Here is a 24521-nt window from a genome sequence, read left to right as displayed (position 1 = left end):
GCGTTCCCGGTTGAAGTGTGTTCGGCGACTCGACACGAGTGACATGAACGCCGAACGCTACTCGCTGGTCGCGGTCGCCGGGGCGCTCCTGCTCGCGGCGACTGCGGCACTCACACCGCTGGCACTGCCCGGCGTGGCTCCGGGGTGGACGCTCCTCGACGCGACGCTCTGGACCACGACGGTCCTCTTCGGCGGAACGGCTCTCGTCTGGGTCGTCCTCACCTACGTCGTCGGGGCGGGCTACGAGCCGCCCGAGGTCGAGTACGGCCCCGAGGAGGTCCACGTCCGGGTTCTGACCATCGACGCCGAGGACGTGGTGCAGGCCACCGTCGACTCGCTCCCCGACCGGTTCGACGACATCCACGTCGTCGCGGAGGCGCCCATCGACGTGGCGGGTGCGACGGTCCACGTCGTCCCCGACGGGTTCGACTGCGAGGCCGTCCGGAAGGGCCGCGCCATCGAGTGGGCCCGCCGCAACGTCGACCACGACCGCGAGTTCGTCGCCTACCTCGACGAGGACAGCGTCGTGGAGTCGTTCGAGGGGCTCCCGGACGCCGACGTGGTCCAGCTCCGCGAGAAACCGCGCCGGAGCGGGGGAATCCTCCCCTACATGGCGGACATCTACCGGATGGGCGTCCAGATCGAGCAGCGCGCGTTCGCGCGGCTCGACATCCCGCTGTTCGCGTGGGGTGGCGGTATCGCGGTCCGTGCCGACCTCGAGGACCAGGTGACGTGGAACCGCGAGACCATCGTCGAGGACACCGCCTTCGTCTGGGCGGCGTTCCGCGAGGCCGACCCGACGTTCGCGCTGGGGCAGGCGACCTGCCGCAACGAAGCGCCGCCGTCGCTGTACGAGATCATGCAGCAGCGCCGGCGCTGGGCGGCCGGCAACCTGCAGGCCGCCTCGATGCTGCCCGCCCGGTACGAGGCGCTCACCCGGGTCCGAAACTACGCGTGGGCGCTCTCGCCGGTCGTGACGCTGGTCGCGGTGCCGCTGGCGGTGCTGGGCGTCTCGGTCGCGTACGGTGGGCTGTTCCTGCTGGTCTCGCTGGGTCTGGCCGGCGCCACCGCGTTCTGGTTCGTCCGCGGCGCGGTCTACTACGGCGGCAGTTCGCTGACGTGGGCCCTCGCGGTGCCGCTGGCACCGCTCGTCACCGTCGTCCACTCGATGGGAACCATCGCGGGGGTCCTCGCACCGCCCGAGGGGTTCCGCGTCACGGAGAAGGTCGGACCCGAGAAGTGACGCGGCGCCGCGGTTCTCTTCGTCGCTGGCGGGGTTCGTTCAACGGCCGCGGGATAGATTCATATCCGGGAATAGCGTACCTGACGCATGACAGCGAGGAAAGCGGCCGTCCTGGTCGTCGCGGTGCTCGTGTTGCTCGCCGGCTGCACGGACGGGAGCAGTCCCGCCGGTCCCGGCGGCGGGAGCGGTGACGGGGGAACCGACGGCGCCGGCGGGAGCGACGGCGGTGACGGGACCGGCACCGACGGCTTCGCGACGACGGACCGCGAGCAGGTGCTCCGGGAGGCGGGGAGTTTCACGGCGACCTGGCGCTGGAGCGCGACCGGCCTCGACGGGGAGAGCGGCGCGTTCGACGTCACCCACACGGTCGACCTCGAGGCGGGGCGCTCGGTGACGAACTGGGCGTCCAGCGACGGTGACGACACGGAGGGCTGGCAGCAGTTCCACGCCGACGGCGTCACCTACACCCGCTACGGCAGTGGTGAAGACGCGTTCTACACCAGCGGCGCCGGCGACACCGACCTCGTGGCCAGCAGCCTCGCGTACGGGGGCCTCTACGCCGCGGCGGACACCGACGGACTGATCGACCGCGGGCAGGAGCGGTTCGACGGCGTCGGCGTCACGCGGTACGAACTGGACGAGAGCGCCACCGTCCCCTGGTTCGCGATGGGGGGCGGCGGCGGTGCAGGGACGGTCTCCGATCCGGACCAGCTGGAGGAGGTCGACTGGACCTACGCCGTCCTCGTCGACGGGAACGGACTGGCCCGGCAGGAGACGTGGGGCTGGACCGGGCGGACCGCCGACGGCCGGACGGTGAGCTACGAGGCCGTGTACAGCATCACCGCCGTCGGCTCGACGAGCGTCGACGAACCGGCGTGGCTGTCCGAGGCGAAGGCGTCGGCCAACTGAAACCGACGAGCGCGACGCTCTCGGCCGACCGACACGTATCCCGGTGCCGCCGCTGGCGCGGGTGAAATACGAAGAAGGTGTAACTACGGTGCGGCCGAGTCGTCCAGCTTCAGACGCGGCGCGGGTTCTGGGCGCGGGGACCCTTGTCCGTCTCGACGATGTCGAACTCGAGCTCCTCACCCTCCTCCAGGTCCGGACCCTCGACGTCGTCCATGTGGACGAACACGTCGTCGTCTGCGTCTTCCGTCTCGATGAAACCGTAGCCGCCGGTGTCGTTGAAGAAATCAACTTTGCCAGTTGCCATACAGCCACCGGGGAGAGTGGGACGTATAACCCTTCCGGGATGGGCTACCCCACGAGACGGGCTCTCACGCGGCGGAGCAGCAATCGCGGGGCGGAAGACGACGGCACGGGAGAATCGGTGGCGGGCGGCGGGCCACGGACCGAGCAGGCGGATTGATGCGGTCGGAGGTCGAACCACCGCCCGTGTTCCGCAGGCTCCGCGCGAACGGTCCGGCGGTGCTGGTTCCGGCGGCGTGGGCGGTCGTCATCGGTGCCCATGTCGGCCTCGTGGCGACGCGGACGCTACTCGTCGCCCACGTCGTGATGACCGTCCTGCTGGTCGCGTTCGCGGCGCTCTCGTACGGCGAGATGCGCGAGGGACTCCTCTCGGTCTGGTGGCTGGTCGTCGCCGCCGGGGTCCCGGTCACGACGGCCGGGCTACTCGGGCTGGTCGTGCCCGTCCTCGGGCGGGTCTTCCTCCCGCTCACCGTCGGCGGCTGGATGCTGCTCCCGGGCGCGGCGCTCGTCGAGACTGGCCGGGAGATGGCCGACGACGGCCCCCGGAGCGTCTACCTCGCGGCAGGGGGCCTCTGTCTGGGCGGCGCACTCGTCTACTTCGGCGGCCTGTTCGGTGCCGGCGGCCAGCGCGCGCTCGTCGCCGGCCTCGTCCTCGTCGGCGTCGGGCAGACGGCCGGCATCATCGACGCGGTGGTGCGGTACTGACCGACCGACGGGGACACGAACACCTCCGCCGACGGACGTAGCTTCATACGCCAGCCACCCCTCGCGTCGTCCATGCGTTCGCTCACACGCGACATGGACGGCGAGGTGGCCATCGTGACCGGTGCCTCCTCCGGTATCGGGGCGGCGACCGCGCGGGCACTGGCCGACGAGGGACTGTCGGTGGCGCTGGCCGCTCGGCGCGCTGACCGCCTGGAGTCGCTCGCCGCCGACATCGACGACGGACCCGGCGAGGCGCTGGTCGTCCCGACGGACGTAACCGACCGCGACGCCGTCGACGACCTCGTGGCCGAGACGGTCGACGCGTTCGGCGACCTCGACGTACTCGTCAACAACGCTGGCGTGATGTTGCTCCAGAAGGTGGCCGACGCGGACCCGGAGGACTGGCGGACGATGGTGGAGGTGAACCTGCTCGGCCTCATGAACGCCAGCAAGGCCGCGCTGCCGCATCTGCGCGGCGGCGGAGACCTCGTGCAGGTCTCCTCGGTCGCCGGGCGCACCACCAGTCAGACCGCCGCGGGCTACAACGCGACCAAGTGGGGCGTCAACGGGTTCACCGACGCGCTCCGCAAGGAGGAGACCGAGAACGGCGTCCGGACGACCATCGTCGAACCGGGCGCCGTGGACACCGAACTGCAGGAGCATATCCCCGACGACGAGGTCAAGGACCGCATCGAGGGGTGGGTCGAGTCGATGGACGCCCTCCACCCCGACGACATCGCCGCCGCCGTCCTGTACGCCGTCGGCCAGCCACGCCACGTCAGCATCAACGAACTGCTGGTGCGGCCGACCGATCAGCGGTGATTCACTCGGCCACGGTGACGGCCGGCTCCTCGACGAACGTCAGGTCCTCGTCGACGACGAGTGCCAGCCGGTCGTCGTCGTACGTCGTCTCGAAGGCCACCTCCCAGGGGTCGTCGGACCGGACGGTGAGGTCCCGGTCGGTCATGACGAACGGGAGCTCCCAGTGGGGAACGTCGGTCACGTCCAGCCCCCGCTCGGAGAAGAAACAGACCAGCGACGGCCGATACAGCAGCGACAGTCCGACCGTCATGTAGTGGGTGTTGCCACAGTGGTCGCAGGTGTGACGGACGAAGACATCGAACCGTTCGGCACCTTCGGTCCAGGCCTCCTCGCCGGGCATGAACTCGCGGTCGAGACCGTTCACGCAGATGGGGCAGACCCCGCGCGCGAACGCCAGCATGTTGTGGCGGTTGTACTGGTCGATACGTGCGAGCAGGTCCTCCGGGTCGACCCCCTCGACGGCGCTGGGGGGCGCCATCGTGCGGGAGTAGACGTGGCTGCAGCCCGAACAGGACAGGTCGAACATCCCGTCGTCGTAGCTGGCCTCGACCCCCGCGCCGCAGAAGTAGCAGTCGAAGCCGGCGTCGAACGGCTCGACGCTGGCCCGCCGGTTGAACGTCCCCGCGCGGACGGTCCGGTAGAGGGTCGCCCCCGCCGGGCGCATCTCGTAGCCGTCGTCGGTGTGCCGGACGAACTGCCCGACCAGCTGCTGGAGGTGGTAGTTGAACTGCCCGCTGTCCATGTCGGGCGCGGCCCGCGAGCGGAGCTCGGAGAACGACAGCCCCTCCCAGGGGTCCTCGCCCAGCACCCGGAGAATCTCCGCACGCGTCTCGTTGCCCACGAGCGCGAACGCGTCCGCGGGTTCCGTGTCGACCGCGTTCCCTTCCTTGTCGACCGATCCGTCGTCCGGCATATGAGGGTCGTCCGCGGCCGACAGCTAAGTGCTTTGGTCGGGGCGACACATCCCTGCCGATGGGTCTTCGCCTCGCGTCGGAACTGCCCCATCCCTGTCGAGCGACACGACCGATGCCGAGACAGAGCAGGTCGAAAACGGGCGTTATGCGCCGAGCTGTCGCGCAACGAGCCCGGCAGCCAGCACCAGTGCGCCGGAGACGAACGTTCCGGGAATCGGGAGCACGAACAGGAACGCGCCGAAGCCGAGCACGACGGTTGATGCGTTCACTGCTGGACGATTGCCCCTCGAGACGGATACATGCCGTGGCGGCCGGCGCCGACGAACCGTCGTTTCCATGCCGAACTCGACGGCGGGCACCCAGGGCGGCAGGGGAATACACGCAGTCGGGCAACGAGGAGCAACACGACCCCGAGGGTGAACCCCCAGGTTGGAGTCCCTGGAGGGAGAACCCCGCCGCAGACCTCGAATGGCCGAACCACGGACGGACGACGAGTCGGCAGGGACCGCAGTACGGGTGCGGCGCTGGGCACTGGTGACCGGGAGCCGCCCGCGACTGGCCCTGTTCATCTCGTTCGCGGTCGGCGCCCTGACTGCCGTGGCCGTGTTCGCCGGCGTCACCTACGTCGGGCCGGAGAGCAACCTCCAGGCAGTACTGGCGAGCGGCATGCTCGGCGCGCTGGCGACGGTCGTAACGGTCACGCTGTCCATCAACCAGCTCATCCTCTCGCGGGTCTTCGGGACGCCGGCCGACCTGACCGACCGACTGGAGGGGAATCTGGAGTTCCGCCGGACCATCGAGGACGTGGCAGGCGTCGATACCAGCCCGAACGACCCCGGTTCCTTCCTCGCGCTGCTGGCCGACACGCTCGAGGAGCGCGCGGCCGACCTCGAACGTACCATCGACGGGACCGACGACCTCGAGGACGACCTCCGCGAGCGGGTGGACGAACTCACGGGCGCCCTGGTCGAGTACGCCCACCATCTCGGACAGGCCGAGGACTCCGAGAGCACGTTCGAGGTGCTGTTGCTCACCTTCGGCACGGAGTACGCGAACCGCATCGACGACGTTCGGCGACTGCGCCGGGCGACCGACGACGGGCTGCCCGAGGCCGCCGAGGACGACGTGGACGCCATCATGGAACTGCTGAAGGGCGTCGCCATCATCCGCCAGTTCTTCAAGACGCTCGCCATCCAGCAGGACCTCGCCAGCCTCTCGCGACGGCTCATCTACACCGGCATCGCCGCGCTCCTGATGACGTACTACCTCGCGCAGGTCTACACGCCAGCGGGTATCCCACCGACGGTGCCGGAACCGTGGCTCCCGTGGGTCGTCGTCGGTGCCACCGCCGTCATCTTCTCGCCCGTCGCGGTGCTGGTCTCGACGCTGCTCCGGGTCGCAACCGTGACGCTGTATACGGTCTCGGTCGGGTCGTTCATCCCGCCCGAGGAGCGAATCGGGCGGTCCTGAAGCTCCGAGAATCGGGGCGGACAGTGTCCCGCTGGCGAGGTCGTCGACGCCACCAAACTGGACCGCCCCTGAGCCGCCCGACAGCCAGGTCCAGAACGAGCGGCCGAGAACTCCCCACGGGACGTTCGTCTGCTGGCCCGCCAGTGAGGAGTGTGCCGGTGGAGTCAGAACCGACCCGCCGCTCGATGAGGGGGAGCCCACCCGCTGTCACGCGCCAGTGCGTCGCGGATGGAGTGCTACCGGATTACCTCCGCTGGGCTGGCGTGTCACGCGACGCCCAGAGTTCTCCGGCGCCGAAGAGGGTGACACAGGAGACGAAGGCCGTCGTCCCGAGTTTGCCGCCGGCGCCCACGAAGGCGGGCGCGACCGCAACGAAGACGATTCCGCACAGCGCACCGGCGAGTCCGACATCCACCACGCCCTCCAGTCGGTCAGTCGACGACATGCCGACGAAGGACGCACAGAACGCGACCGTCGCCGCGCGTCCGCCGACGCCCGGTAGGACGACCGGGAGCAAGAGCCCAGCCACGAGGCCGACCAGCGCCGACCCGAGTACGTCCCCGAGGCCCCAGCGGACGCTCAGGACGCCCGTCGAGATAGCACCAGCCACGGCCACCGGAACGGTGAGAAGGATATCGCCCCAGTGGGGAACCGGTGCGACATCGGAGTGTACCCCGGTGAGGAACCCGGCTGTCAGACATCCGAAGAGTGCGAGCGTGCCGAGCTTGCCGCCGAAGCCGGTGAACGTCCCGCTGGCGGCGACGAATGCGATACCGGCGATGAGTCCCGCGAGGGCAACGGGTCCCACGGACGTGAACACTGCCGGTGAGGCCATCCCGACGAACGACCCGCAGTACGCAGCGGTGTCGAGGTCCGGCAAGCCCAGGCCAGCAACGACGCCGACGAGGGCCGCTGCGACGACTGGCCCCAGGCCAGCGTGGACACTAAGCAGGTACGTGACGGACGCCGAAACGGTAACGGCGACGACGGTATCGATATCGGCGCGGTCAGCGCGTGACTCGACGCCGTCGAAGATGTCACGCTGTTCGCTCACGGCAGCCACGCTGCCGACGAGTACGACGCCGCTCCCGAGGCCGAGCGTCTGAACCGGGACGCCACTCACGAGGAGGGACCGCGCCAGCAACGCCACGGGAGTGACCAGTAATGCGGCGTACCCCGCGACCCGGAACAGTCTCTGCACGAGGACGATTCACCGAATTCGACGGGAAAGCATTACGGTCCGGTCGTCGACAACGGCCTCGCCCCGGGCGGGGCCGCGACTCCTCGGCACAGATCGTGTCGGGAGTATGTTCACTGCTCACGACTCGGTCACTACGCTCTCTCGCTGGTCCGCAGGAAGATGCCGCCTCCCCGATTTGAACGGAGGAAGACTTCGCTCCGCTCGGCGCTGCGACTTCCAGGCTCAGATCGGCTCGGCGTCGTTTTCTCGACGGTTCGCTACGCTCACCGTCTCGAAATATGCCGCCTCCCCGATTTGAACACCGGAAGACTTCGCTCCGCTCGTCTTCCGAGCCCCCGCTCGCTTCGCTCGCGGGGACGGGGGACAGCCCGATCTTCAGTCGAGCGTGAAAGCTCTCCAAACGAGAAGCGTGTAGCAGTAGAATGCCGCCTCCCCGATTTGAACGGAGGAAGACTTCGCTCCGCTCGGCGCTGCGACTTCCAGGCTCGAATCGGCTCGGCGTCGTTTTCTCGACGGTTCGCTACGCTCACCGTCTCGAAATATGCCGCCTCCCCGATTTGAACGGGGGACAGCCCGATCTTCAGTCGAGTGCTCTCCCAGGCTGAGCTAAGGCGGCGTGCATTCGACCGAAGGACGATTCCCACCAAAAGGGTGTCGGAACGCCGTGGGCGGCGCTGCCCTCGCGTGGTCTCGCCGGAGCGGGCGAGCCGCCGCCACGCCAGCCGCCTACAGCAGGAACACGTCCGCGGAGTCGAAGGTGCGCCCGCACTCCCGACACGTGTACTCCATCCCGTCGTCGGAGACGAGCTGTCCGCCACACTCCGGGCAGTCCGACCCAGCCTGACTTGACATACCTGCCGTTGGGGAGCCCTCGACAAACCCCTTGTGCCGACACCGTACCGGACGAGTGGCGCGCCCCTCAGACCGTGAACTCGACCAGTTCGTAGCTGTCCGCTCCTTCCACCTGCCCCGGGTTCACATCCTGCACCGGCTGGGTGTTCCAGTTGATGCGGACCGTGACCCCCTCGACATCGCCGACAGGGTCGAGATACACCGTTTCGCCCGCATCCCAGGTGTCACCGACATCGACCTGTGGCGGGTTGCCGCTACTGGACTCCGCGAACGCCTCGCGCTCGCTGGCGTGCTTGTCATCGGCCACTGACTCGCTCCCGATGTCGACGGGCGTGGACGCCGTCACGTACAGCTGATCCACGGCGATGGAGTCACCGGCCTCGTGCGTGATGGCGATGAGCGGGTCACCGCCGTCGGTGACGGTGTGCGAGACCTGGATCCGCGGCTCGGGCGGCTGGGTCGAGTCGCCGAACGAGAACGCGAGCGCGCCGACGGCGGTGGCCAGCACCACCACTATCGCGACCATCAACACCACCGCGATGACCGGGGAGACGGCACGCTGGTCCATTCCGTTCGTCCGGACGGATGCGCTTCACGGATAAAGAGTGAGCGAGAGACTTCAGAACCCGAAAGAGCCGTTATCGTTCGGTGCTGGGTGGACGAGCAGCACCGGAGAGAGTGGGGCCGGGCGGATTTGAACCGTCTTCACTTCGCTCCCGCTGGTCGCTCGTGACGGGATTCGAACCGCAGGACGACTCGGACACGCCTCACTGCGTTCGGCGGTCCTCGATGGGGCCGGGCGGATTTGAACCACCGACCTCTTCCTTGTAAGGGAAGCGTCATAACCACTAGACCACGGCCCCGCACCCGCGACTGGACGGCCGACGGGAATAACGCTTGCCTTCCTTGCGCACGCGGGAGACGACCATTGTGAATATACCACCGATATTATCGATATAGTGGGCGTTTTTTACGATTGGTTCGTGTTTTCGGCTGCAAGTTGGAGAGGTCGTAGGCTGGGGCGTCGACAGCCGTGCCGCAACGCTTAGCCCGCGCTCGCCCCTACAGTGGCGTGATGGACACCCGTCGCGTGGCGCTGGCAGTCGTGCTCGGGGGGCTGGCGGTGGCCGTCCTCACCGTCGGCGTCCAGGGGTTGATGGCGCCGCTGCTGACGACCGACGGCTACCAGCCGCCGAACTCGACCGCCGCGCCCGGCGGCGGGAACGGGACCGCGGACGGGACCGGCCCGGGCACCTCCACGCCGGTCAACTCCGACTACCAGCACGCGACGGTCATCGTCGAGGACGCGGAGAACGGCACGGAACTCGGCCGCGTCCGTGCGGCCGTCGCCGAAAGCTACCGGCAGAAGTACACTGGGCTCTCCGAGACGGCGTACCTCCCGCCGGACCGGGGGATGCTGTTCCCCTACGACGAGAACGACGACCACACGTACGTGATGCGCGGGATGAGTTTCGGCATCGACATCGTCTACGTCGCCGGCAACGGCACCATCACGCGCATCCACCACGCCGAGGAGCCGCCCGAGGGCGCCGACGGGAACGACTACGAGTATCCCGGCTACGGCCAATACGTGCTGGAGGTCAACTACGACTGGACGACCCGGCACAACGTCACCGTCGGCGACCAGGTTCGGGTCGAGGGATACGAGGGCTGACAGGGACCACTGCGGCCGCACCGTGACCGCTCGGTCCGTCGACGTGTACTCGATTTCAGGGAACCCTTATCGGGTTCAGGCCCCGAATCCGACGTAATGGATGTTGCTCCCGCCGAGGAGGACGACCCGTTCGAGGAGCAGCGCGAGAACGCGGAGAACCCGATGCGCCGGCTGTTCGGCGAGTACGGCGCCGACAACACCTTCGCGTTCACCGTGGGCCTGCTGTCCAGCGTCGTCGCCCGGGTGCTGGACCTGCTGCCGCCGCTGCTGCTCGGACTGGCCGTCGACGCCATCTTCGCACAGACCGTCGAGCGCGAGTACAGCCTGCTGTTCGTCCCGGACGCCTGGCTCCCCACCACGAAGACCGGGCAACTCTACCTGACGGTCAGCCTCATCGCCGTCGCGTTCTTCGGCGGCGCCGCCTTCCACTACTCCCGGAACTGGGGGTGGAACTCCTTCGCCCAGCATATCCAGCACGCGATCCGCACCGACACGTACGACAAGATGCAGCGGCTCAACATGGACTTCTTCGCCGACAAGCAGACCGGCGAGATGATGTCCATCCTCTCGAACGACGTGAACCGGCTGGAACGGTTCCTCAACGACGGGATGAACGCCGCGTTCCGGCTGGGCGTGATGGTCGTCGGCATCGCGGTCATCCTGCTGTGGATCAACTGGCAACTCGCACTGGTGACGCTGTTCGTGGTGCCGGCGCTGGCGGTGTTCACCTACTGGTTCATCCAGACCATCCAGCCCAAGTACGCCGAGGTCCGGTCGTCCGTGGGCCAGGTGAACTCCCGGCTGGAGAACAACCTCGGCGGCATCCAGGTAATCAAGTCCGCCAACACGGAGGACTACGAATCCGACCGCGTCGAGGACGTCTCCCAGGACTACTTCGACGCCAACTGGGGCGCCATCGACACCCGCATCAAGTTCTTCCCGGGCCTGCGCATCATGGCCGGCGTCGGCTTCGTCGCCACCTTCCTCCTCGGCGGCGTCTGGGTGCTCACCTACCAGCAGACCGGCGGGGCACCCCTGTTCTTCACGGGGAAACTCACCTCCGGCGAGTTCGTCATCTTCATCCTGCTCTCCCAGCGGTTCATCTGGCCGATGGCGCAGTTCGGCCAGATCATCAACATGTACCAGCGGGCGTACGCCTCCGCGGCCCGCATCTTCGGCCTGATGGACGAGCCCTCGCGTATCGCCGAGAACCCGGACGCCGACGAACTGGTCGTCGAGGACGGCGACGTGACCTACGAGGACGTGACGTTCGGCTACGACGACGAGCCCATCGTCGAGGACATCTCCTTCGAGGTCGACGGCGGGGAGACGCTCGCGCTGGTCGGGCCCACGGGCGCCGGGAAGTCGACCGTCCTGAAGCTCCTGCTCCGGATGTACGACGTGGACGACGGCCGCATCGCCATCGACGGTCAGGACCTCCGCGACGTGACCATCACGTCCCTGCGCGAGCGCGTGGGCTACGTCTCGCAGGACACCTTCCTGTTCTACGGCACCGTCGCCGAGAACATCTCGTACGGAACGTTCGACGCCGACCGGGATGCGGTCATGGAGGCCGCCAAAGCCGCGGAAGCCCACGAGTTCATCACCAACCTGCCGGACGGGTACGACACCGAGGTTGGCGAGCGCGGGGTCAAACTGTCGGGCGGCCAGCGCCAGCGACTCGCCATCGCCCGTGCCATCCTCAAGGACCCCGAGATACTCGTCCTCGACGAGGCCACCAGCGACGTGGACACGGAGACGGAGATGCTCATCCAGCGCTCGCTCGACCGCCTCACGGAGGACCGCACCACCTTCGCCATCGCACACCGCCTCTCGACAATCAAGGACGCCGACCAGATCGTCGTCCTCGAGGACGGCCGCATCGTCGAGCGCGGCACGCACGAGGACCTCATCGACGACGACGGGCTGTACGCCCACCTCTGGGGCGTGCAGGCCGGCGAGATAGACGAACTGCCCGACGAGTTCGTCGAGCGGGCGGCGAAGCGGCGGGCGGCGGTCGAATCCGACGACTGACCGGCGGGTCGCCGGACCACCCGCCTATTAGCCGTCGCCCCACGCACGCCCGGGCATGAACCTCGCCGAACACTCGTGGACGGACGCCCGCGACGCCGAGACCGACCTCGCGCTCGTCCCCGTCGGCTCCACCGAGCAGCACGGCCCCCACGCCCCGCTCGGGGTCGACCACATGACCGCGGAAGCCATCGCCGAGGAGGCGGCCGAGCGCTACGCCGCCGAGCACGACGACGAGCCGGTCGTCGCGCCCGCCATCCCTGTGGGCGTCGCCGAGGAACACCGTGCGTTCGACGGGACGCTCTGGGTGACCGAGGATACCTTCCGCTCGTACGTGGCGGACATCTGCCGGTCGCTGGCCCATCACGGCTTCGACCGCGTGGTCGTCGTGAACGGGCACGGCGGCAACACGGGCGCACTCCGGGAGGTCTGTGGCCGCCTGACCCGTGACGGCGACTGCTACGCGGTGCCGTTCACCTGGTTCGACGTGGTCGCGCCGGAGTTCGAACTCGGCCACGGCGGCCCGACCGAGACGAGTCTGATGCTCCACCTCGCGCCCGACCTCGTCCGCGAGGAGCGCTACGCGGAGGCCGCCGAGGGCGCCGGCCACGAGTTCGGCGTCTTCGTCGACGGCACCAACCTCGCCTACGACTTCGACGAGTTCTCCGAGAGCGGCAACCTCGCGGACCCCACGCCTGCGACGGCCGCGGAGGGCGAGCGGCTGCTCGCGTCGTCGGCCGACGCCTGCGTCCGGGTGCTGGCGGCTATCGAGGAGCGCGAGTGGACGGGCGAGAGGGAACGGAGCGACGACTGAGCCGGTCGCCGCGTGGTCAGTTCATCGAGGAGTCGGTCGACGTGGCGGTGGCGGTGTCCGTCGCGGTCCCTGTCGACGTCGAGGTCTCGGTCGGCGTCCCCGAGGGCGTCGGCGTGGGCGTCGGGGTCTCCTCGCCACCGCCCTCCTCGACCGGGCGAAGGAGCGGCCGCTTGCTCTCGGCGGCGAGGTCGTCCCAGGAGACGCTCCCCTGCTCGACGATGTTCTCCGGATCCATCGCCGGGTCGCTCAGGACGAGCGCGGCGGTGAACTCCGGCGGTCGCGCGCGCTCGCCGCCTGGCGCCTCGCCGACCGGGTTCGCACCTGGGCCGGAGGCCGACCCGACGACGACGGTCCCGACCATCCCGAACAGCTCGTGCGGGGCGCACATGATGTTGTGGACCCCCTCCTGCTCGAAGGTGTAGAGCCAGTAGTCACCCATCGCGAGGATGGGCGAGGAGAACGGCGGCACCTCGTCTGGGACGCGCTGGGTGTAGCCGAAGGCCGGGTGGTAGGCGTTGACGTTGTGATGCGGCGTCGCGAGGTTGAACCGGACGGTGTCGCCGGGTTCGACGTACAGCCCCGTCGGCTCGAAGTAGAACTCCGGGATGGGGGCGTTCTCGCGCTCGCGGATGAGCAGGTCGACGGTGTGGTCGGGCTCGGCGGGTGGTTCGGCGTCGGTCGTCCCGGTGTAGCCGAACCGCGGGTCGATGGACTCGGGCTGTGGGGTTTCGGTCATCGTATCGGTCTCGGTCTCGGTAGGAGTGTTCGTCGGACTGTCCGTGTCGGTCGGGGTCTCGGTGGTCCCGTCACCCAGGAGGCCGGAGCACCCCGCAGCGAGCGGCATCGAGGCTGCTCCGAGCGCGGTCAACATGCGACGCCGAGTGACACTCGACGGGTGCATCGATGACCCCCCCGGGTCGGTCGTGTTCTGCTTCGACACAACCGAACCCGACTGCCGTCCCCCGATTATCCCTTACGGTTCCACCGAATACTCCCGGGCGAGCACCAGCGGTGGCCGTGCGGTCACTCCTCCTCTTCCTCCTCTTCTTCCTCTTCCTCCTCTTCCTCCTCTTCTTCCTCTTCCTCCTCTTCCTCTTGGTCGGCCTCGGCGGCCTCGTGGGCGTCCTCCAGTGCCGAACGGACGCCGGGAATCGTGGAGGCAAGGTCGGAGACCTCCTCGTGGGCGGTCTCGATGTCGCCGAACAGCTCCTCCAGCTCGCCGATCTCGTCTTCGAGGTCGTCGGCGTCCTCGAACGCGTCGGCGCGCTGGCCGAGGACGAACTGCTTCTTTGCCTCGCGGAGGTGCTCCTCGGCGTCACCGAGGTCGAGTGCGCCCTTCAGCGCGTTCAGCACGCCCAGCGTGTTGTCGGCCTCCACGTCCCAGATGCTGTCCGGCTCCGGGAGTGCGGCGCGGGCCTCCTGCAGGGCGGCCTCGACCTCCTCGCGCATCTCCATCGTGGCCTCGTCGAACAGCTCGTCGTCGTCGAAGGTGGACTGACTCATGTGCCGGGATTCTCCCGGATGGGGTTTAAAGAAACGCCGGAAACCGGAAGTGAAACCACCCGCGTTACCCAGCGAAACGGTCGACCAGCCAGCCTCAGGTTCCGTGGTCCCAGGAGCCCATGTACTCCTCCTGGTCGGCGCTCAGCGCGTCGATGTCGATACCCTCGGCGTCGAGTTTCACCTCGGCGACCTCGCGGTCGAGGTCGTCGGGCACCTCGTGGACGCCCGCGCCGTAGTCGTCGGGGTTCTCCACGAGTTCGCGCACGGCGACCGCCTGCACGCCGAACGACTGGTCCATCACCTCGACCGGATGCCCCATCGCGATGGGGGAGGCCAGGTTGACGAGTCGGCCTTCGGCGAGAACGTTGATACGCCGCCCGTCGGGGAGTTCGTAGGCCTCGACACCATCACGGACCTCCTCGTGCGAGTCGGCCATGTCGTCGAGCTGGTCGAGGTTGATCTCCACGTCGAAGTGGCCGGCGTTGGCGAGCACGACGCCGTCCTGCATCTCCTGGAACTCCTCGCGGGTGATGACATCGCGGTTGCCCGTGGTCGTGACGAAGATGTCGCCCTCGGCGGCGGCCTCGGTCATCGGCAGGACCTCGTAGCCCTCCATGTGCGCTTCGAGCGCCCGCCGGGGGTCGACCTCCGTGACAACGACGTGGGCGTTCTGTCCGGCGGCCTTCTTCGCGACACCGCGACCGCAGTAGCCGTAGCCCGCGACGACGACCGTCTTCCCGGCGAAGGAGAGGTTCGTCGTCATCGAGATGTTCGAGAGGGAGGCCTCGCCGGTGCCGTGGACGTTGTCGAACAGCCGCTTCATCGGCGTGTCATTGACGGCGAACATCGGGTAGTCGAGCGCGCCGTCCTCGGCCATCGCGCGGAGCCGGTGGACGCCGGTGGTCGTCTCCTCGCAGCCGCCGACGATGCTCTCGATGAGGTGCGGGTGCTCCTCGTGGATGCGGAAGACGAGGTCCCCACCGTCGTCGACGGTGACCGTCGGCTCGTGGCCGATGACGGCCTCCATCGCCTCGTAGTAGGCCTCGTCATCGACGCCACGCTCGGCATAGGAGGTGATGGACTCGTGCGCGTCGAGCGCGACGCTCACGTCGTCGTGGGTCGAGAGCGGGTTGCAGCCCGTGATGGCGACCTCGGCGCCGGCCTCGGCCAGCGTCTCGGTCAGGACCGCGGTCTTCGCCTCGACGTGCATCGCCATCCCCACGACCTCGCCGTCGAGGGGCTGCTCGTCGCGGAACTCCTCGCGGAGCGACTCGAGGATGGGCATGTGCTGGCGCGCCCACGCCATCTTCTGTCGGCCGGATTCCCTGGCCGCGTCGGGGTCTTCGACCCGTGCGGTGATGGACTCGGTCATGCCCGAGCGGACGGGAAGCGGCCGGAAAACGCTACCGAACCCCCACGCAGTGCTGCCGCTGGCGGGTCGAAAACAGAGAGACGGACCGCCGCCAGCGTCTACCGGTCGGGACCGTTCCCGTTGCCGCCACTGTTGCCCGGACCGCCGTCGGCATCGTCGCCGCCGCTATCGTCTCCGTCGTCGGTCGTCTCCGTCTCGGAGTCGTCGCTGGTCTCCGTCTCGGTCTCGGAGTCCTCGGTCTCCTCCGCATCGGCGTCGTCAGCGCCCGGACCCTTGTCTCCCGGCGGACCCGGCTCGCCGTCCGGACCCTTGTCCTCCGGCGGGCCGCGCTCCCCGTCCGGACCACGGTCGGAATCCTCGTTACCTGCGCCCGCGAAGGCCGGCGGGCCGCGGTCGGCATCCTCGTTACCCGCACCGAAGACGAACGCCGGCGGGCCGTTACCCTGTCCCGGGTTGTTGGCCGTCACGAACTCGGCGATCTGCAGGCCGACCGGCGTCGTGCTGTTCGTGCTGTTCTGACCGACGAGGTCGTTGACGAACGAGGAGACGTTCTGACCGAACGCGTCGCCGTCGTCCTCTGACTCCTCGTTCCCTGCCTCACCGTCGTCATCGTCCAGCTCCTCGTTACCGGCTTCGTCCTCCAGTTCCTCGTTGCCGGCTTCGTCGTTGCCACCATCCTGAACGGCCGCGGTCGCGGCGCCGACGGCGGGGGCGAAGGTCGTCAGGACCATCACCATCACCATGGCCACCGCGAACAGCTTGTGTTGGGTACGGGTCATCTCACCTCGTACGGATGCCCTACCATCACATAAACCGGGCCTGACGTTCGTTCCGTTCAGGCCGTTCAACACGACACCAGGGAACACCTCAGAGAGCGTATTACCGTTCAAGAACATATCTGAGGCACTGATATCACCGCGGTAAGGACCGCCTCAATCGCCATCTCCGGTGGCCCGCTCGACCGCCTCCCGAGCCCGGCGCTCGGCCTCCCGCTTCGTCGCGTCGGCATCCAGTGTCAGCACCTCGCGGTCACGCATCAGCACGCGCCCGTCGCAGACGGTGTGGCACACGTCGCTCGCGCTCGCCGCGTACGAGAGGTGGCTCACGAGGTCGTGGCGGGGCGTGAGATGGGCCGCGTCGAGATCGACGACCGCGAGGTCGGCCGCCGCACCCGGTTCGACCCGGCCGCCGGGGAGCCCCAGCACGTCCGCGCCGCCCGCGGTGGCCATCTCGACGGCGGCCTCGGCGGGCACCGCGCTGGCGTCGTCGGCCGCGAGCTTGCCCAGCATCGCGGCGTCGCGCAGCTCGTCGAACATCGAGAGGTCGTTGTTCGAGGCCGCGCCGTCGGTACCCAGCGCGAGCGGGACGCCCGCGTCCAGCAGGTCCTGGACGGGCGCCATCCCGCTCGCGAGTTTCATGTTCGAGGCGGGGCAGTGGACCACGCCCGTGCCGGTCTCCGCGAGAAGGTCGACCTCGCTCTCGTCGAGGTGGACACCGTGCGCGAGGAAATCACCCGCGTCGCCGTCGAGCAGGCCGTGCTCGCGCGCGTACGCCAGCGGCCGCTGGTCGTGCGCCTCGACGATGGGTTCGACCTCGTCGCGCGTCTCGTTGGCGTGGAGGTGGACCGGGACGCCCGCCTCGCGCGCCTCGGCGACGTACTCCGCGAGCAGGTCGGCGTCGACCGTGGTCAGCGAGTGCGGCATCACGGCCGTCCGGACGCGCCCGTCCGCGGCACCGTCGAGGTCCCGCGCCACGTCCAGCGATTCCTGGAAATCCGCACGCGCCGCCTCGTCGTCCTTCCCGACGGTGACGACGCCGTGGCCCAGCCGGGCGCGCAGGCCCGCCTCCGCGACCACGTCGGCGACCTGCCCGACGTGGAAGTACATGTCCGCGAACGCCGTGGTTCCGGACTGTATCATCTCCAGGACGCCGAGTCGCGCCCCAGCGCGCACGTCAGCCGGTTCGAGGACGCCCTCGACGGGCCAGATGTCCTCCTGCAGCCAGGCGTCGAGGGGCTTGTCGTCGGCGTAGCCCCGGAGCAGCGTCATCGCGACGTGTGTGTGGGCGTTGACGAGCCCCGGCATGACGAGACAGTCCTCGGCGTCGAGGGTGGCGTCTGCGTCGGGCAGGTCGTCCTCGGATGGGTTGCCGATGGCCTCGATGAGGCCGGCCTCGCGGTCGACGACGACATCCGCCCGCTCGACGCTCATATCGGGCCGGAGGACGTGCCCGCCGGCGATACGGTAGGTCCCCGCCTCTGGTGTGGTCATACGCGTGGCGTTCTCGGGTGGACTGCCTGAAGGTGACGGATATAAACTCCCAGACTATCACAGATATTGGATATATATTCCAAATATTGTGGAACTATAGCCAGCACATCCCCCATAAGAAAGACAATAATCAGATACAAGCACTCGACCGACTCGACAGCCACCACCGAGACACCTACGAAGAGCGAGCGCTCTCGACCCAGCCCGGGCGACGCAAGGACCGCAGGGAGCGAAATCGACCGAGGACCGCAGCGAGCCCCGGACGTTCTCGCGAGCGAAGCGAGCGAGAAGTCGTCAGAGCTTGCTCTGACGGAAGTCGAGAGCGCGAGGGCTTCGCAGGCGTTCCTGTCGGCCTCGGAGTCGCCAGGGGAGGAATCACCGAGAGAGAGCGCGCGCGAGGGCTTCGTAGGGGACTCCGTCAGTACGGGAGCCGTTTTAGCCCCCGTCCCACCCACCGAGCGGACCCTTATGCCCCTCCGACACCAAGTACGATCATGACCGAGACGGCGACGTTCGCGGGCGGATGCTTCTGGTGCATCGAGGCGGCGATGAAGGAACTCGACGGCGTCCACGCCGCCGAGTCGGGCTACACCGGCGGCCACACCGACGACCCCAGCTACCGCGAGGTCTGCTCGGGCAGCACGGGCCACGCCGAGGCCGTGCAGGTCGAGTACGACCCCTCCGTCATCACCTACGAGGAGCTGCTGGAGGTGTTCTTCTCCATCCACGACCCGACGACGGAGGACCGACAGGGCCCGGACGTGGGCTCGCAGTACCGCTCGGCCGTCTACTACCACGACGAGGACCAGCAGGAACTCGTCGAGGGGTTCATCGAGGCGCTGGAAGCCGAGGGCGTCTACGAGGGCATCGTCACGGAGGTCGAGCCGCTGGGCGAGTGGTATCGTGCCGAGGAGAAACATCAGGACTACTTCGAGAAGAACCCGAACCAGCCCTACTGCGCCGCGCAGGTCCGGCCGAAGGTCGAGAAGGTCCGCGAGAAGTTCTCGGCGAAGGTCCGCGCGGACGGCGGCGTTCCGGCAGCGTCGGGCGAGTCGCTGGCCGACCGCGTGCGGCGGCTGTTCCGGTAGTTCCCCTTCGATGCCCTACCTGCTCGACTCGTTCAGGTAGCGGAACGCCGGCTGCTTCCCGGAGTGCTCGATCACGACAATCTCGTCACCGTCGAGCGTGACCGTAAGCGTCTCGAACTCCGGCGGGAGCGCGGCCGAGGCACTCACTGTGGTCCGGGGCTGGCAGTCGTCGGGAACCTCCTTCGTCGGCGTCTCGGCCTCGGTCGTCAGCGCGAGTTCCCACCGGCCGTCGCTGGCCTCGGTGAGATCGCCGCGGACGGCCAGGTTGGGCGTGTCGTGGGTGAACGAGTAGTTCTGGAGGTAGACGGCGCGGTACTCGCCCGCATCGACGCTGGTCTGACCGACCCACGCGCGAGGTTCGTCACCGGAGAGACAGCCGGTCGCGGCGGTCGTCCCCATCGAGGGGACACTGACGCCGGACTGTGGCGACTGGGTCGCCGCGACGGCGAGGCCGCCGGCGACGGCGCCGACGACGAGGCCGGCGAGGAGGACGGCGATACGGGAGTCCATGATATCGGGACGCCGGACGCGAATATAAGGGTGCCGCGACGCGTGATGGCACCCCCGGCCGATGACCCAAGACATATGCCGAGATACCCCCACCCCTCGCGCATGTCCGCCCTCCAGGCCCTCCAGCGCTGCCGCCGGGAACGGCCGCGCTGGACGGCCCTCGCCGTCACCACGCTCGCGATACTGCTGGCGTGGCCCGCCGTCGACTGGTGGCTCCGCGGCATCGAGATCGCCCCGCAGTTCCGGTTCTGGGACTTCGGCGCCTACGGCAACGCCGTCAACCGCTGGCAGGCCGGCGAGCCGCTCTACGTCCGGAACGAGAACGGTGGCTTCCACGGCAGCTACCTGTACCCGCCGTTCTCGGTGCTGCTGTTCTACCCGTTCGTGGCGCTGTTCGAGCCCGACACCACCCGGCTCGTCTGGAGCGCCGTCTCGGTCGGGGTCATGTGGGTCGGCCTGCAGGCGCTGGTCGCCTCGCTGGGCCGGTCGCTGTCGGTCCCGGAACGCCTCCTCGGCCTGCTCGCACTGCTGGGCTTCCAGCCGTTCCTGCTCGGCGTGAAGATGGGCCAGACCGTCGGTGTCACCGGCGGCCTGCTGGCGCTCGCCGGCGCCGGCGTGATGAACGACGCCGCCGGACGGCGGGTCCGGGGCGCGTGGGCGACGCTCGCGGGCGCGGCGACGGCCGGCGTCGGGCTCCTGAAGCTCCCGTTCGCCCCCGCCGGCGCACACCTGCTCCGGAGCAAGCGCCGGTTCGCCGCCGCCGTCGGCACCGGCGTCGTCCTGCTCGCCGTCTCGCTGGCCGTCTTCGGCGTCGACAGCCACCGGCTCTACGTCGACGTGCTGGCGTGGGGCGTCGAGTCGGGCGGCGGCGCTCGGAACCCGGCGCTCTGGCTCCCGCCGTACTACAAGCCGCTGGCGTGGCTTCCGGGCAGCATCGTCCTCCGGCTGGTCGGAAGCGCCGTCGTCGCAGCCTACGCCATCCTCGCGACCGACGCCGACCGCGAGGTGTTCGCGCTGGGCGTCGCGAGCATCACCCTGCTCGCGCCGCTCGTCTACACGTACTACTTCACGGCCGTCCTCCCCGCGGTCGTCGTGCTGCTCGCCATCGAGTTCGACCACCCGCGGGGGCGCCCGGCGCTCCCCCTGGTCGGCCTGCTCTGCCTCCAGTTCCACAGCTACGGCCTGAAGTTCATCGTCGACACCATCCCCCACCACGTCCCGGCGTTCCAGGCACTTCGCCCGGCTTACTTCCTGCTCCAGCCGGGGCTCTGGGGGAACGCCCTGCTCGTCGGCCTGGCGGCCGTCCGGGTCGCCGAACTCGTCGAGACGCCGGACTGGGTGGACGCGCGGCTGGCCGCACTACGGTCTGACGGAACGCGGTCGAAGGGAGACTGAGCCGCAGGCAACGAGCGAGCTGTCGACTTTTTCTGATAACTTTGAATATAGCCCACTAATAAGCCAAATAGAGGATTAAAATGGCATTTCAGAATTCCGCCCCGTTCAGTCCCCGAACGGCCCCATCCCGCCCATCCCGCCACCACCGCCACCGCCGCCCTGCATCTGCTTCATCATCCGCTGCATGTCGCCGTCGCCCATCCCCTGGAACTGCTTGAGCATCCGGGCCATCATCTTGTGCTGTTCGAGGAGTTCGCGGACGACCTCCTCCCCCTGGCCGGAGCCGCGGGCGATGCGCTCGACCTGCGACTTGCCGATGGAGCGGGGCTGCTGGAGTTCCTCCTCGGTCATCGAGTCCATCACGACCTCGAAGTTGCGCATCCGGTCCTGGGTGACGTCCATCGCGTCGTCGGGGAGCTGGTCCATCAGCCCGCCGCCCATCCCAGGGATCATGTCCATCACCTGGTCGAGCGGCCCCATCTTGTTCATCGCGTTCATCTGCTTGCGCATGTCGTGGAGGGTGAACTCCCCCTCCATCAGGTCCTCCGGGTCCCAGTCGTCGTCCTCGTCCCCGGTCTCCTCCATCGCGCGCTCGACGCGCTCGGTCAGCTGTTTGAGGTCGCCCATCCCGAGCAGGCGAGAGATGAAGCCCGAGGGCTCGAACCGCTCGATGTCCTGGACCTCCTCGCCGGTCCCCAGGAAGGCGATGGTGGAGTTCGTCTGGTCGACCGCGGCGAGCGCGCCACCACCCTTCGCCGTCCCGTCGAGCTTGGTGATGACGACGCCATCGATGCCGACCGCGTCGCCGAACGCCTTCGCCTGGTCTTTCGCGCCCTGCCCGATGGCGGCGTCGAGGACGAGCAGGTTGTGGTCAGGGTTCACCTCGGCCTCGATTTCCTCTAGCTCGTCGACCAGCTCCTCGTTCAGGCCGGAGCGACCGGAGGTGTCGACGATGCGGACATCGGCGTCCTGGGTCTTCTCGAGGCCGTCGCGGGCGATCTTGACGGGGTCCTCCTCGTCGGGGTCGCCGTAGAAGTCGACCTCCGCGCGCTCGGTCATCTGCTTGGCCTGGTCGTACGCGCCCGGGCGGAAGGTGTCGGTCTGGATGACCGCCGGCCGCAGGCCCTTCTTCGAGAACCACCACGCCATCTTCGCCGCCGTCGTGGTCTTCCCCGACCCCTGCAGGCCGGCGAGGACGATGGTCTGCGGTTCGAGGGGAATCTCCGTGGAGTCGCCGACGAGTGCGACCAGTTCCTCGTAGACGATCCGGAGGATGTGGTCGCGGGCGGTGGTGCCGGCGGGTGGCTCCTCCTCCAGCGCACGTTCCTCGATATCGCTGGACAGCTCCTGGACCAGCGCGATGTCGACGTCGGCCTGGATGAGCGCCCGCTGGATCTCCTTGACGATCTCCTCGACGTCCTCCTCGCTCAGGCGGGACTGCCCCCGGAGCTTCTCGAGGGAGCCGCGCAACGAGGAGCCGAGATTGTCGAGTACCATTTACGCGGGATAATCGGTCGGGACGCTAAACGCTTTCCGTCAGCTACCCACGACTTCAGCCGTGGGCTTCCGCCTCGCTACTCTGTGATAGCCGCCTCAGTCGCTCCCGCTCGGCGTCGAGTCGTGGCTGGCCGGCGTGTCGCCATCGCCGTCCGTGTCCGCTTCGGCGGGGTCGGCCTCCTGAACCGTGTCCTCCGCTTCCTCTCCGTCGTCGACATCCTCGCTGTCCGGTTCCGTCGTGTCGGCCGACTCGCCGGAGATGGCCGCGTCGGCCGGGGGACGCTCGTCGGCCGTCCCGTTGTCGGGGGCCGTCTCCTCGTCGGACTCGATATCGGGCTCTCTCCGGTCGCCCGCGAGCGATTCGACGGAGCGGCCGTGGCGGGCGACCCGCTCGGCGACGACGAACTTCCGCGTCCGGTCGAGCCCCTCCCAGTCGAGTCCGTCGGGCGGGTCGGCCTCGAACGCCTCGTACTGGTCGACCACCCGCTGGTTGACGTGTCGCTCGAACTCGCCGCAGACATCGCAGCTCCGCGTGAGGTGGGAGACATCGTACGACCGGGTGACGGTGCCCTCCATGCAGTTCAGACACCGGTACGTTCGAGAGACTGGCACTACCACCCCCTTCGGGCCCGAGGGGGTAATACCTACGGACTGGCGCAGGTGGTACCCGACAGCGATGTTTCCGCTCGGAATCGCCGGTTATCCAAGAACGAGCGGGATAATGCTCGTATCATCACCGCTCGCTGGTTCTCGTGTCTCTCCCGCCGTGCAGTTGAAGCGGCCCCCCGACGAGACGCCGGTATGGTCACCGACGAGGAACTCGTCGCACAGGCGCGCGAGGCGTGCGACCGAGCGTACGCCCCCTACTCGGGGTACGACGTGGGCGCTGCGCTCCGTACCCGTGACGGCACGGTCTTCCATGGCTGCAACGTCGAGATGATCACCTTCACCAACACTATCCACGCCGAGAGCGGCGCGCTCGGCGCGGCGGTCGCCGCGGGACACCGTGAGTTCGACGCCGTCGCGGTCTCCTCGGGGGAACGTGACGGCGTCACGCCCTGCGGGCTCTGCCGGCAGACGCTCGCCGAGCTCTGCGACGACGACCTCCGGGTGCTCTGTGACGTGGGCGATGGCATCGAGGAGTGGACGCTCGGCGAGCTCCTGCCGGGCGCGATGAGCGGCGACGAGGTCCCCACGAGTGGAGACAGCGAGTAGACCCGCCGTCAGCCGACCTGCACCGCGAAGACGATCTGCTCGTGGACGATGACGTGGAGGGGCTGACCGGCGTCCTGCCACGAGTGGGTCTCGCTGTAGGGCGAGTCGGCGAACTCGCCGGTCATCGTGACCTCGACATCGTAATCGGCGTTCATCAGCACCTCGTTGTTGATGGTCTCTCGCGTGTTCGGCGCCATCTCGAAGCTGGTGTCGATCCGCGGCTCGTCGCCGTCCTGCGTGACCAGCACCGCGACGGTGCGTGGGTCCGACGCCTCGTTGTGGAGGACGATGTCGGTCGCGCCGCGCGACGTGCCCGTTCCGAAGGCGGAACAGCCGGCGGACACGCCGAGGCCGACCGTGGCGATGCCACCGAGGAGGGACCGGCGGGAGGGTGGAGACACGCCGGGCGTGCGCTTCGGGCCGGCAAGTGTCTTCCGCCCCAGGTGGTGCTGTCCGTATCCCGGAGGTTGTCACTGCTCGCTTCGCTCGGAGATAGCGAGCGCGGTGGGACCGAGCGAACGCGAAGCGTTCGCGAGGGTCACCGCGCGAGTGAGCGAGCGCGGTGGGATTCCCACTCGAGGCGAGACTCGCTTCGTTCGTCTCGCGTAGTTCGAATCCCACGGGCGTCGCTACTCCTCGCTTCGCTCGGAGATAGCGAGCGCGGTGGGATTCGAACCCACGACCATCGGATTAGAAGTCCGACGCTCTATCCGAGCTGAGCTACGCGCCCTCAGG

The 24521-nt window shown here is 68.5% G+C and carries 26 protein-coding genes and 3 tRNA genes; 11 read left to right on the top strand and 18 right to left on the bottom strand.

Annotated features, from left to right (window positions below; translation table 11 throughout):
• Nucleotides 1-43 precede the first annotated feature (43 nt).
• Nucleotides 44-1243, top strand: coding sequence for a glycosyltransferase family 2 protein (locus tag NL114_RS12070; protein WP_254821168.1), 1200 nt, complete (start codon nt 44-46; stop codon nt 1241-1243).
• A gap of 87 nt (nt 1244-1330) precedes the next feature.
• Nucleotides 1331-2152 (top strand): DUF7537 family lipoprotein, encoded by an 822-nt coding sequence (locus tag NL114_RS12065; protein WP_254821167.1) that lies wholly within the window; start codon nt 1331-1333, stop codon nt 2150-2152.
• A gap of 109 nt (nt 2153-2261) precedes the next feature.
• On the opposite strand, the gene NL114_RS12060 is transcribed toward NL114_RS12065, so the two are convergent.
• Nucleotides 2262-2456, bottom strand: coding sequence for a cold-shock protein (locus NL114_RS12060; RefSeq protein WP_254821166.1), 195 nt, complete (start codon nt 2454-2456; stop codon nt 2262-2264).
• A 182-nt stretch (nt 2457-2638) separates the two neighbouring features.
• Here NL114_RS12060 and NL114_RS12055 point away from each other — a divergent pair, with 182 nt between their 5' ends.
• Complete coding sequence (locus NL114_RS12055; RefSeq protein WP_254821165.1) at nt 2639-3157, top strand: hypothetical protein; 519 nt, start codon at nt 2639-2641, stop codon at nt 3155-3157.
• Between the two features lie 72 nt (nt 3158-3229).
• Nucleotides 3230-3979, top strand: a complete 750-nt coding sequence (locus NL114_RS12050; protein ID WP_254821164.1) for an SDR family NAD(P)-dependent oxidoreductase — start codon at nt 3230-3232, stop codon at nt 3977-3979.
• A 1-nt stretch (nt 3980) separates the two neighbouring features.
• On the opposite strand, the gene NL114_RS12045 is transcribed toward NL114_RS12050, so the two are convergent.
• Nucleotides 3981-4892, bottom strand: a complete 912-nt coding sequence (locus NL114_RS12045; RefSeq protein ID WP_254821163.1) for a winged helix-turn-helix domain-containing protein — start codon at nt 4890-4892, stop codon at nt 3981-3983.
• A gap of 144 nt (nt 4893-5036) precedes the next feature.
• Complete coding sequence (locus tag NL114_RS21660; RefSeq protein ID WP_286671071.1) at nt 5037-5162, bottom strand: hypothetical protein; 126 nt, start codon at nt 5160-5162, stop codon at nt 5037-5039.
• Between the two features lie 199 nt (nt 5163-5361).
• Between NL114_RS21660 and NL114_RS12040 the strand changes: the two genes are divergently transcribed.
• Nucleotides 5362-6363: a DUF7972 family membrane protein gene (locus tag NL114_RS12040; RefSeq protein WP_254821162.1), complete on the top strand. Its 1002-nt coding sequence runs from the start codon at nt 5362-5364 to the stop codon at nt 6361-6363.
• A 244-nt stretch (nt 6364-6607) separates the two neighbouring features.
• Here NL114_RS12040 and NL114_RS12035 read toward each other — a convergent pair whose 3' ends face one another.
• From NL114_RS12035 to NL114_RS12020, 5 genes are all read right to left on the bottom strand, one after another.
• On the bottom strand, nt 6608-7564 hold the full coding sequence (locus NL114_RS12035; RefSeq protein WP_254821161.1) for a hypothetical protein: 957 nt from the start codon (nt 7562-7564) through the stop codon (nt 6608-6610).
• Between the two features lie 542 nt (nt 7565-8106).
• A tRNA-Phe gene (locus NL114_RS12030) sits at nt 8107-8180 on the bottom strand.
• 110 nt (nt 8181-8290) lie between these two features.
• Entirely contained in the window at nt 8291-8416 is a 126-nt protein-coding gene (locus NL114_RS21655; protein WP_286666526.1) for a hypothetical protein, read from the bottom strand.
• Nucleotides 8417-8483: 67 nt separating this feature from the next.
• Nucleotides 8484-8984: a type IV pilin domain-containing protein gene (locus NL114_RS12025; protein WP_254821160.1), complete on the bottom strand. Its 501-nt coding sequence runs from the start codon at nt 8982-8984 to the stop codon at nt 8484-8486.
• A gap of 222 nt (nt 8985-9206) precedes the next feature.
• Nucleotides 9207-9279: transfer RNA gene (locus NL114_RS12020), tRNA-Val, on the bottom strand.
• Between the two features lie 212 nt (nt 9280-9491).
• Between NL114_RS12020 and NL114_RS12015 the strand changes: the two genes are divergently transcribed.
• The 3 genes from NL114_RS12015 to NL114_RS12005 all read left to right on the top strand — a co-directional run bounded on the left by NL114_RS12015 (nt 9492) and on the right by NL114_RS12005 (nt 12936).
• On the top strand, nt 9492-10091 hold the full coding sequence (locus NL114_RS12015; RefSeq protein WP_254821159.1) for a DUF192 domain-containing protein: 600 nt from the start codon (nt 9492-9494) through the stop codon (nt 10089-10091).
• A 96-nt stretch (nt 10092-10187) separates the two neighbouring features.
• The gene (locus NL114_RS12010) at nt 10188-12125 is read left to right on the top strand and encodes an ABC transporter ATP-binding protein (RefSeq protein WP_254821158.1); all 1938 of its coding nucleotides are present in this window, start codon (nt 10188-10190) and stop codon (nt 12123-12125) included.
• 55 nt (nt 12126-12180) lie between these two features.
• Nucleotides 12181-12936 carry a creatininase family protein gene (locus tag NL114_RS12005; protein ID WP_254821157.1) on the top strand — a complete coding sequence of 252 codons (756 nt, stop codon included), beginning with the start codon at nt 12181-12183 and terminating at the stop codon, nt 12934-12936.
• A 16-nt stretch (nt 12937-12952) separates the two neighbouring features.
• Here the strand turns inward: NL114_RS12005 and NL114_RS12000 are convergent, their stop codons facing one another.
• The 5 genes from NL114_RS12000 to NL114_RS11980 all read right to left on the bottom strand — a co-directional run bounded on the left by NL114_RS12000 (nt 12953) and on the right by NL114_RS11980 (nt 18081).
• Nucleotides 12953-13780 (bottom strand): cupredoxin domain-containing protein, encoded by an 828-nt coding sequence (locus NL114_RS12000; RefSeq protein ID WP_254821156.1) that lies wholly within the window; start codon nt 13778-13780, stop codon nt 12953-12955.
• Between the two features lie 179 nt (nt 13781-13959).
• Entirely contained in the window at nt 13960-14439 is a 480-nt protein-coding gene (locus tag NL114_RS11995; RefSeq protein ID WP_254821155.1) for a DUF5790 family protein, read from the bottom strand.
• Nucleotides 14440-14533: 94 nt separating this feature from the next.
• Nucleotides 14534-15811: an adenosylhomocysteinase gene (locus tag NL114_RS11990; protein ID WP_254821154.1), complete on the bottom strand. Its 1278-nt coding sequence runs from the start codon at nt 15809-15811 to the stop codon at nt 14534-14536.
• 98 nt (nt 15812-15909) lie between these two features.
• Nucleotides 15910-16590 carry a hypothetical protein gene (locus NL114_RS11985; RefSeq protein WP_254821153.1) on the bottom strand — a complete coding sequence of 227 codons (681 nt, stop codon included), beginning with the start codon at nt 16588-16590 and terminating at the stop codon, nt 15910-15912.
• A gap of 153 nt (nt 16591-16743) precedes the next feature.
• Nucleotides 16744-18081 (bottom strand): amidohydrolase, encoded by a 1338-nt coding sequence (locus tag NL114_RS11980; RefSeq protein WP_254821152.1) that lies wholly within the window; start codon nt 18079-18081, stop codon nt 16744-16746.
• 494 nt (nt 18082-18575) lie between these two features.
• Here NL114_RS11980 and msrA point away from each other — a divergent pair, with 494 nt between their 5' ends.
• The gene (gene msrA / locus NL114_RS11975) at nt 18576-19169 is read left to right on the top strand and encodes a peptide-methionine (S)-S-oxide reductase MsrA (RefSeq protein WP_254821151.1); all 594 of its coding nucleotides are present in this window, start codon (nt 18576-18578) and stop codon (nt 19167-19169) included.
• Nucleotides 19170-19184: 15 nt separating this feature from the next.
• Here msrA and NL114_RS11970 read toward each other — a convergent pair whose 3' ends face one another.
• A complete protein-coding gene (locus NL114_RS11970) occupies nt 19185-19679 on the bottom strand; it encodes a hypothetical protein (RefSeq protein WP_254821150.1) in 495 nt (164 codons plus the stop codon).
• Between the two features lie 102 nt (nt 19680-19781).
• Here NL114_RS11970 and NL114_RS11965 point away from each other — a divergent pair, with 102 nt between their 5' ends.
• Nucleotides 19782-21074, top strand: a complete 1293-nt coding sequence (locus NL114_RS11965) for a glycosyltransferase family 87 protein (RefSeq protein WP_254821149.1) — start codon at nt 19782-19784, stop codon at nt 21072-21074.
• Nucleotides 21075-21179: 105 nt separating this feature from the next.
• Here the strand turns inward: NL114_RS11965 and NL114_RS11960 are convergent, their stop codons facing one another.
• Together NL114_RS11960 and NL114_RS11955 are read right to left on the bottom strand one after the other, a co-directional pair.
• Nucleotides 21180-22571, bottom strand: a complete 1392-nt coding sequence (locus NL114_RS11960; RefSeq protein WP_254821148.1) for a signal recognition particle protein Srp54 — start codon at nt 22569-22571, stop codon at nt 21180-21182.
• Nucleotides 22572-22667: 96 nt separating this feature from the next.
• A complete protein-coding gene (locus NL114_RS11955; RefSeq protein WP_254821147.1) occupies nt 22668-23147 on the bottom strand; it encodes a hypothetical protein in 480 nt (159 codons plus the stop codon).
• 225 nt (nt 23148-23372) lie between these two features.
• On the opposite strand from NL114_RS11955, the gene cdd reads away from it, so the two are divergent.
• A complete protein-coding gene (gene cdd / locus NL114_RS11950) occupies nt 23373-23786 on the top strand; it encodes a cytidine deaminase (protein WP_254821146.1) in 414 nt (137 codons plus the stop codon).
• 8 nt (nt 23787-23794) lie between these two features.
• Here the strand turns inward: cdd and NL114_RS11945 are convergent, their stop codons facing one another.
• Nucleotides 23795-24187 carry a hypothetical protein gene (locus NL114_RS11945; RefSeq protein WP_254821145.1) on the bottom strand — a complete coding sequence of 131 codons (393 nt, stop codon included), beginning with the start codon at nt 24185-24187 and terminating at the stop codon, nt 23795-23797.
• Between the two features lie 254 nt (nt 24188-24441).
• Nucleotides 24442-24516, bottom strand: a tRNA-Arg gene (locus NL114_RS11940).
• Between the last annotated feature and the right edge of the window lie 5 nt (nt 24517-24521).

Origin of the sequence: Haloglomus halophilum, assembly GCF_024298885.1 — an archaeon.
Taxonomy (GTDB): domain Archaea; phylum Halobacteriota; class Halobacteria; order Halobacteriales; family Haloarculaceae; genus Haloglomus; species Haloglomus halophilum.
This window is presented reverse-complemented; position numbering and strand designations above follow the sequence as displayed.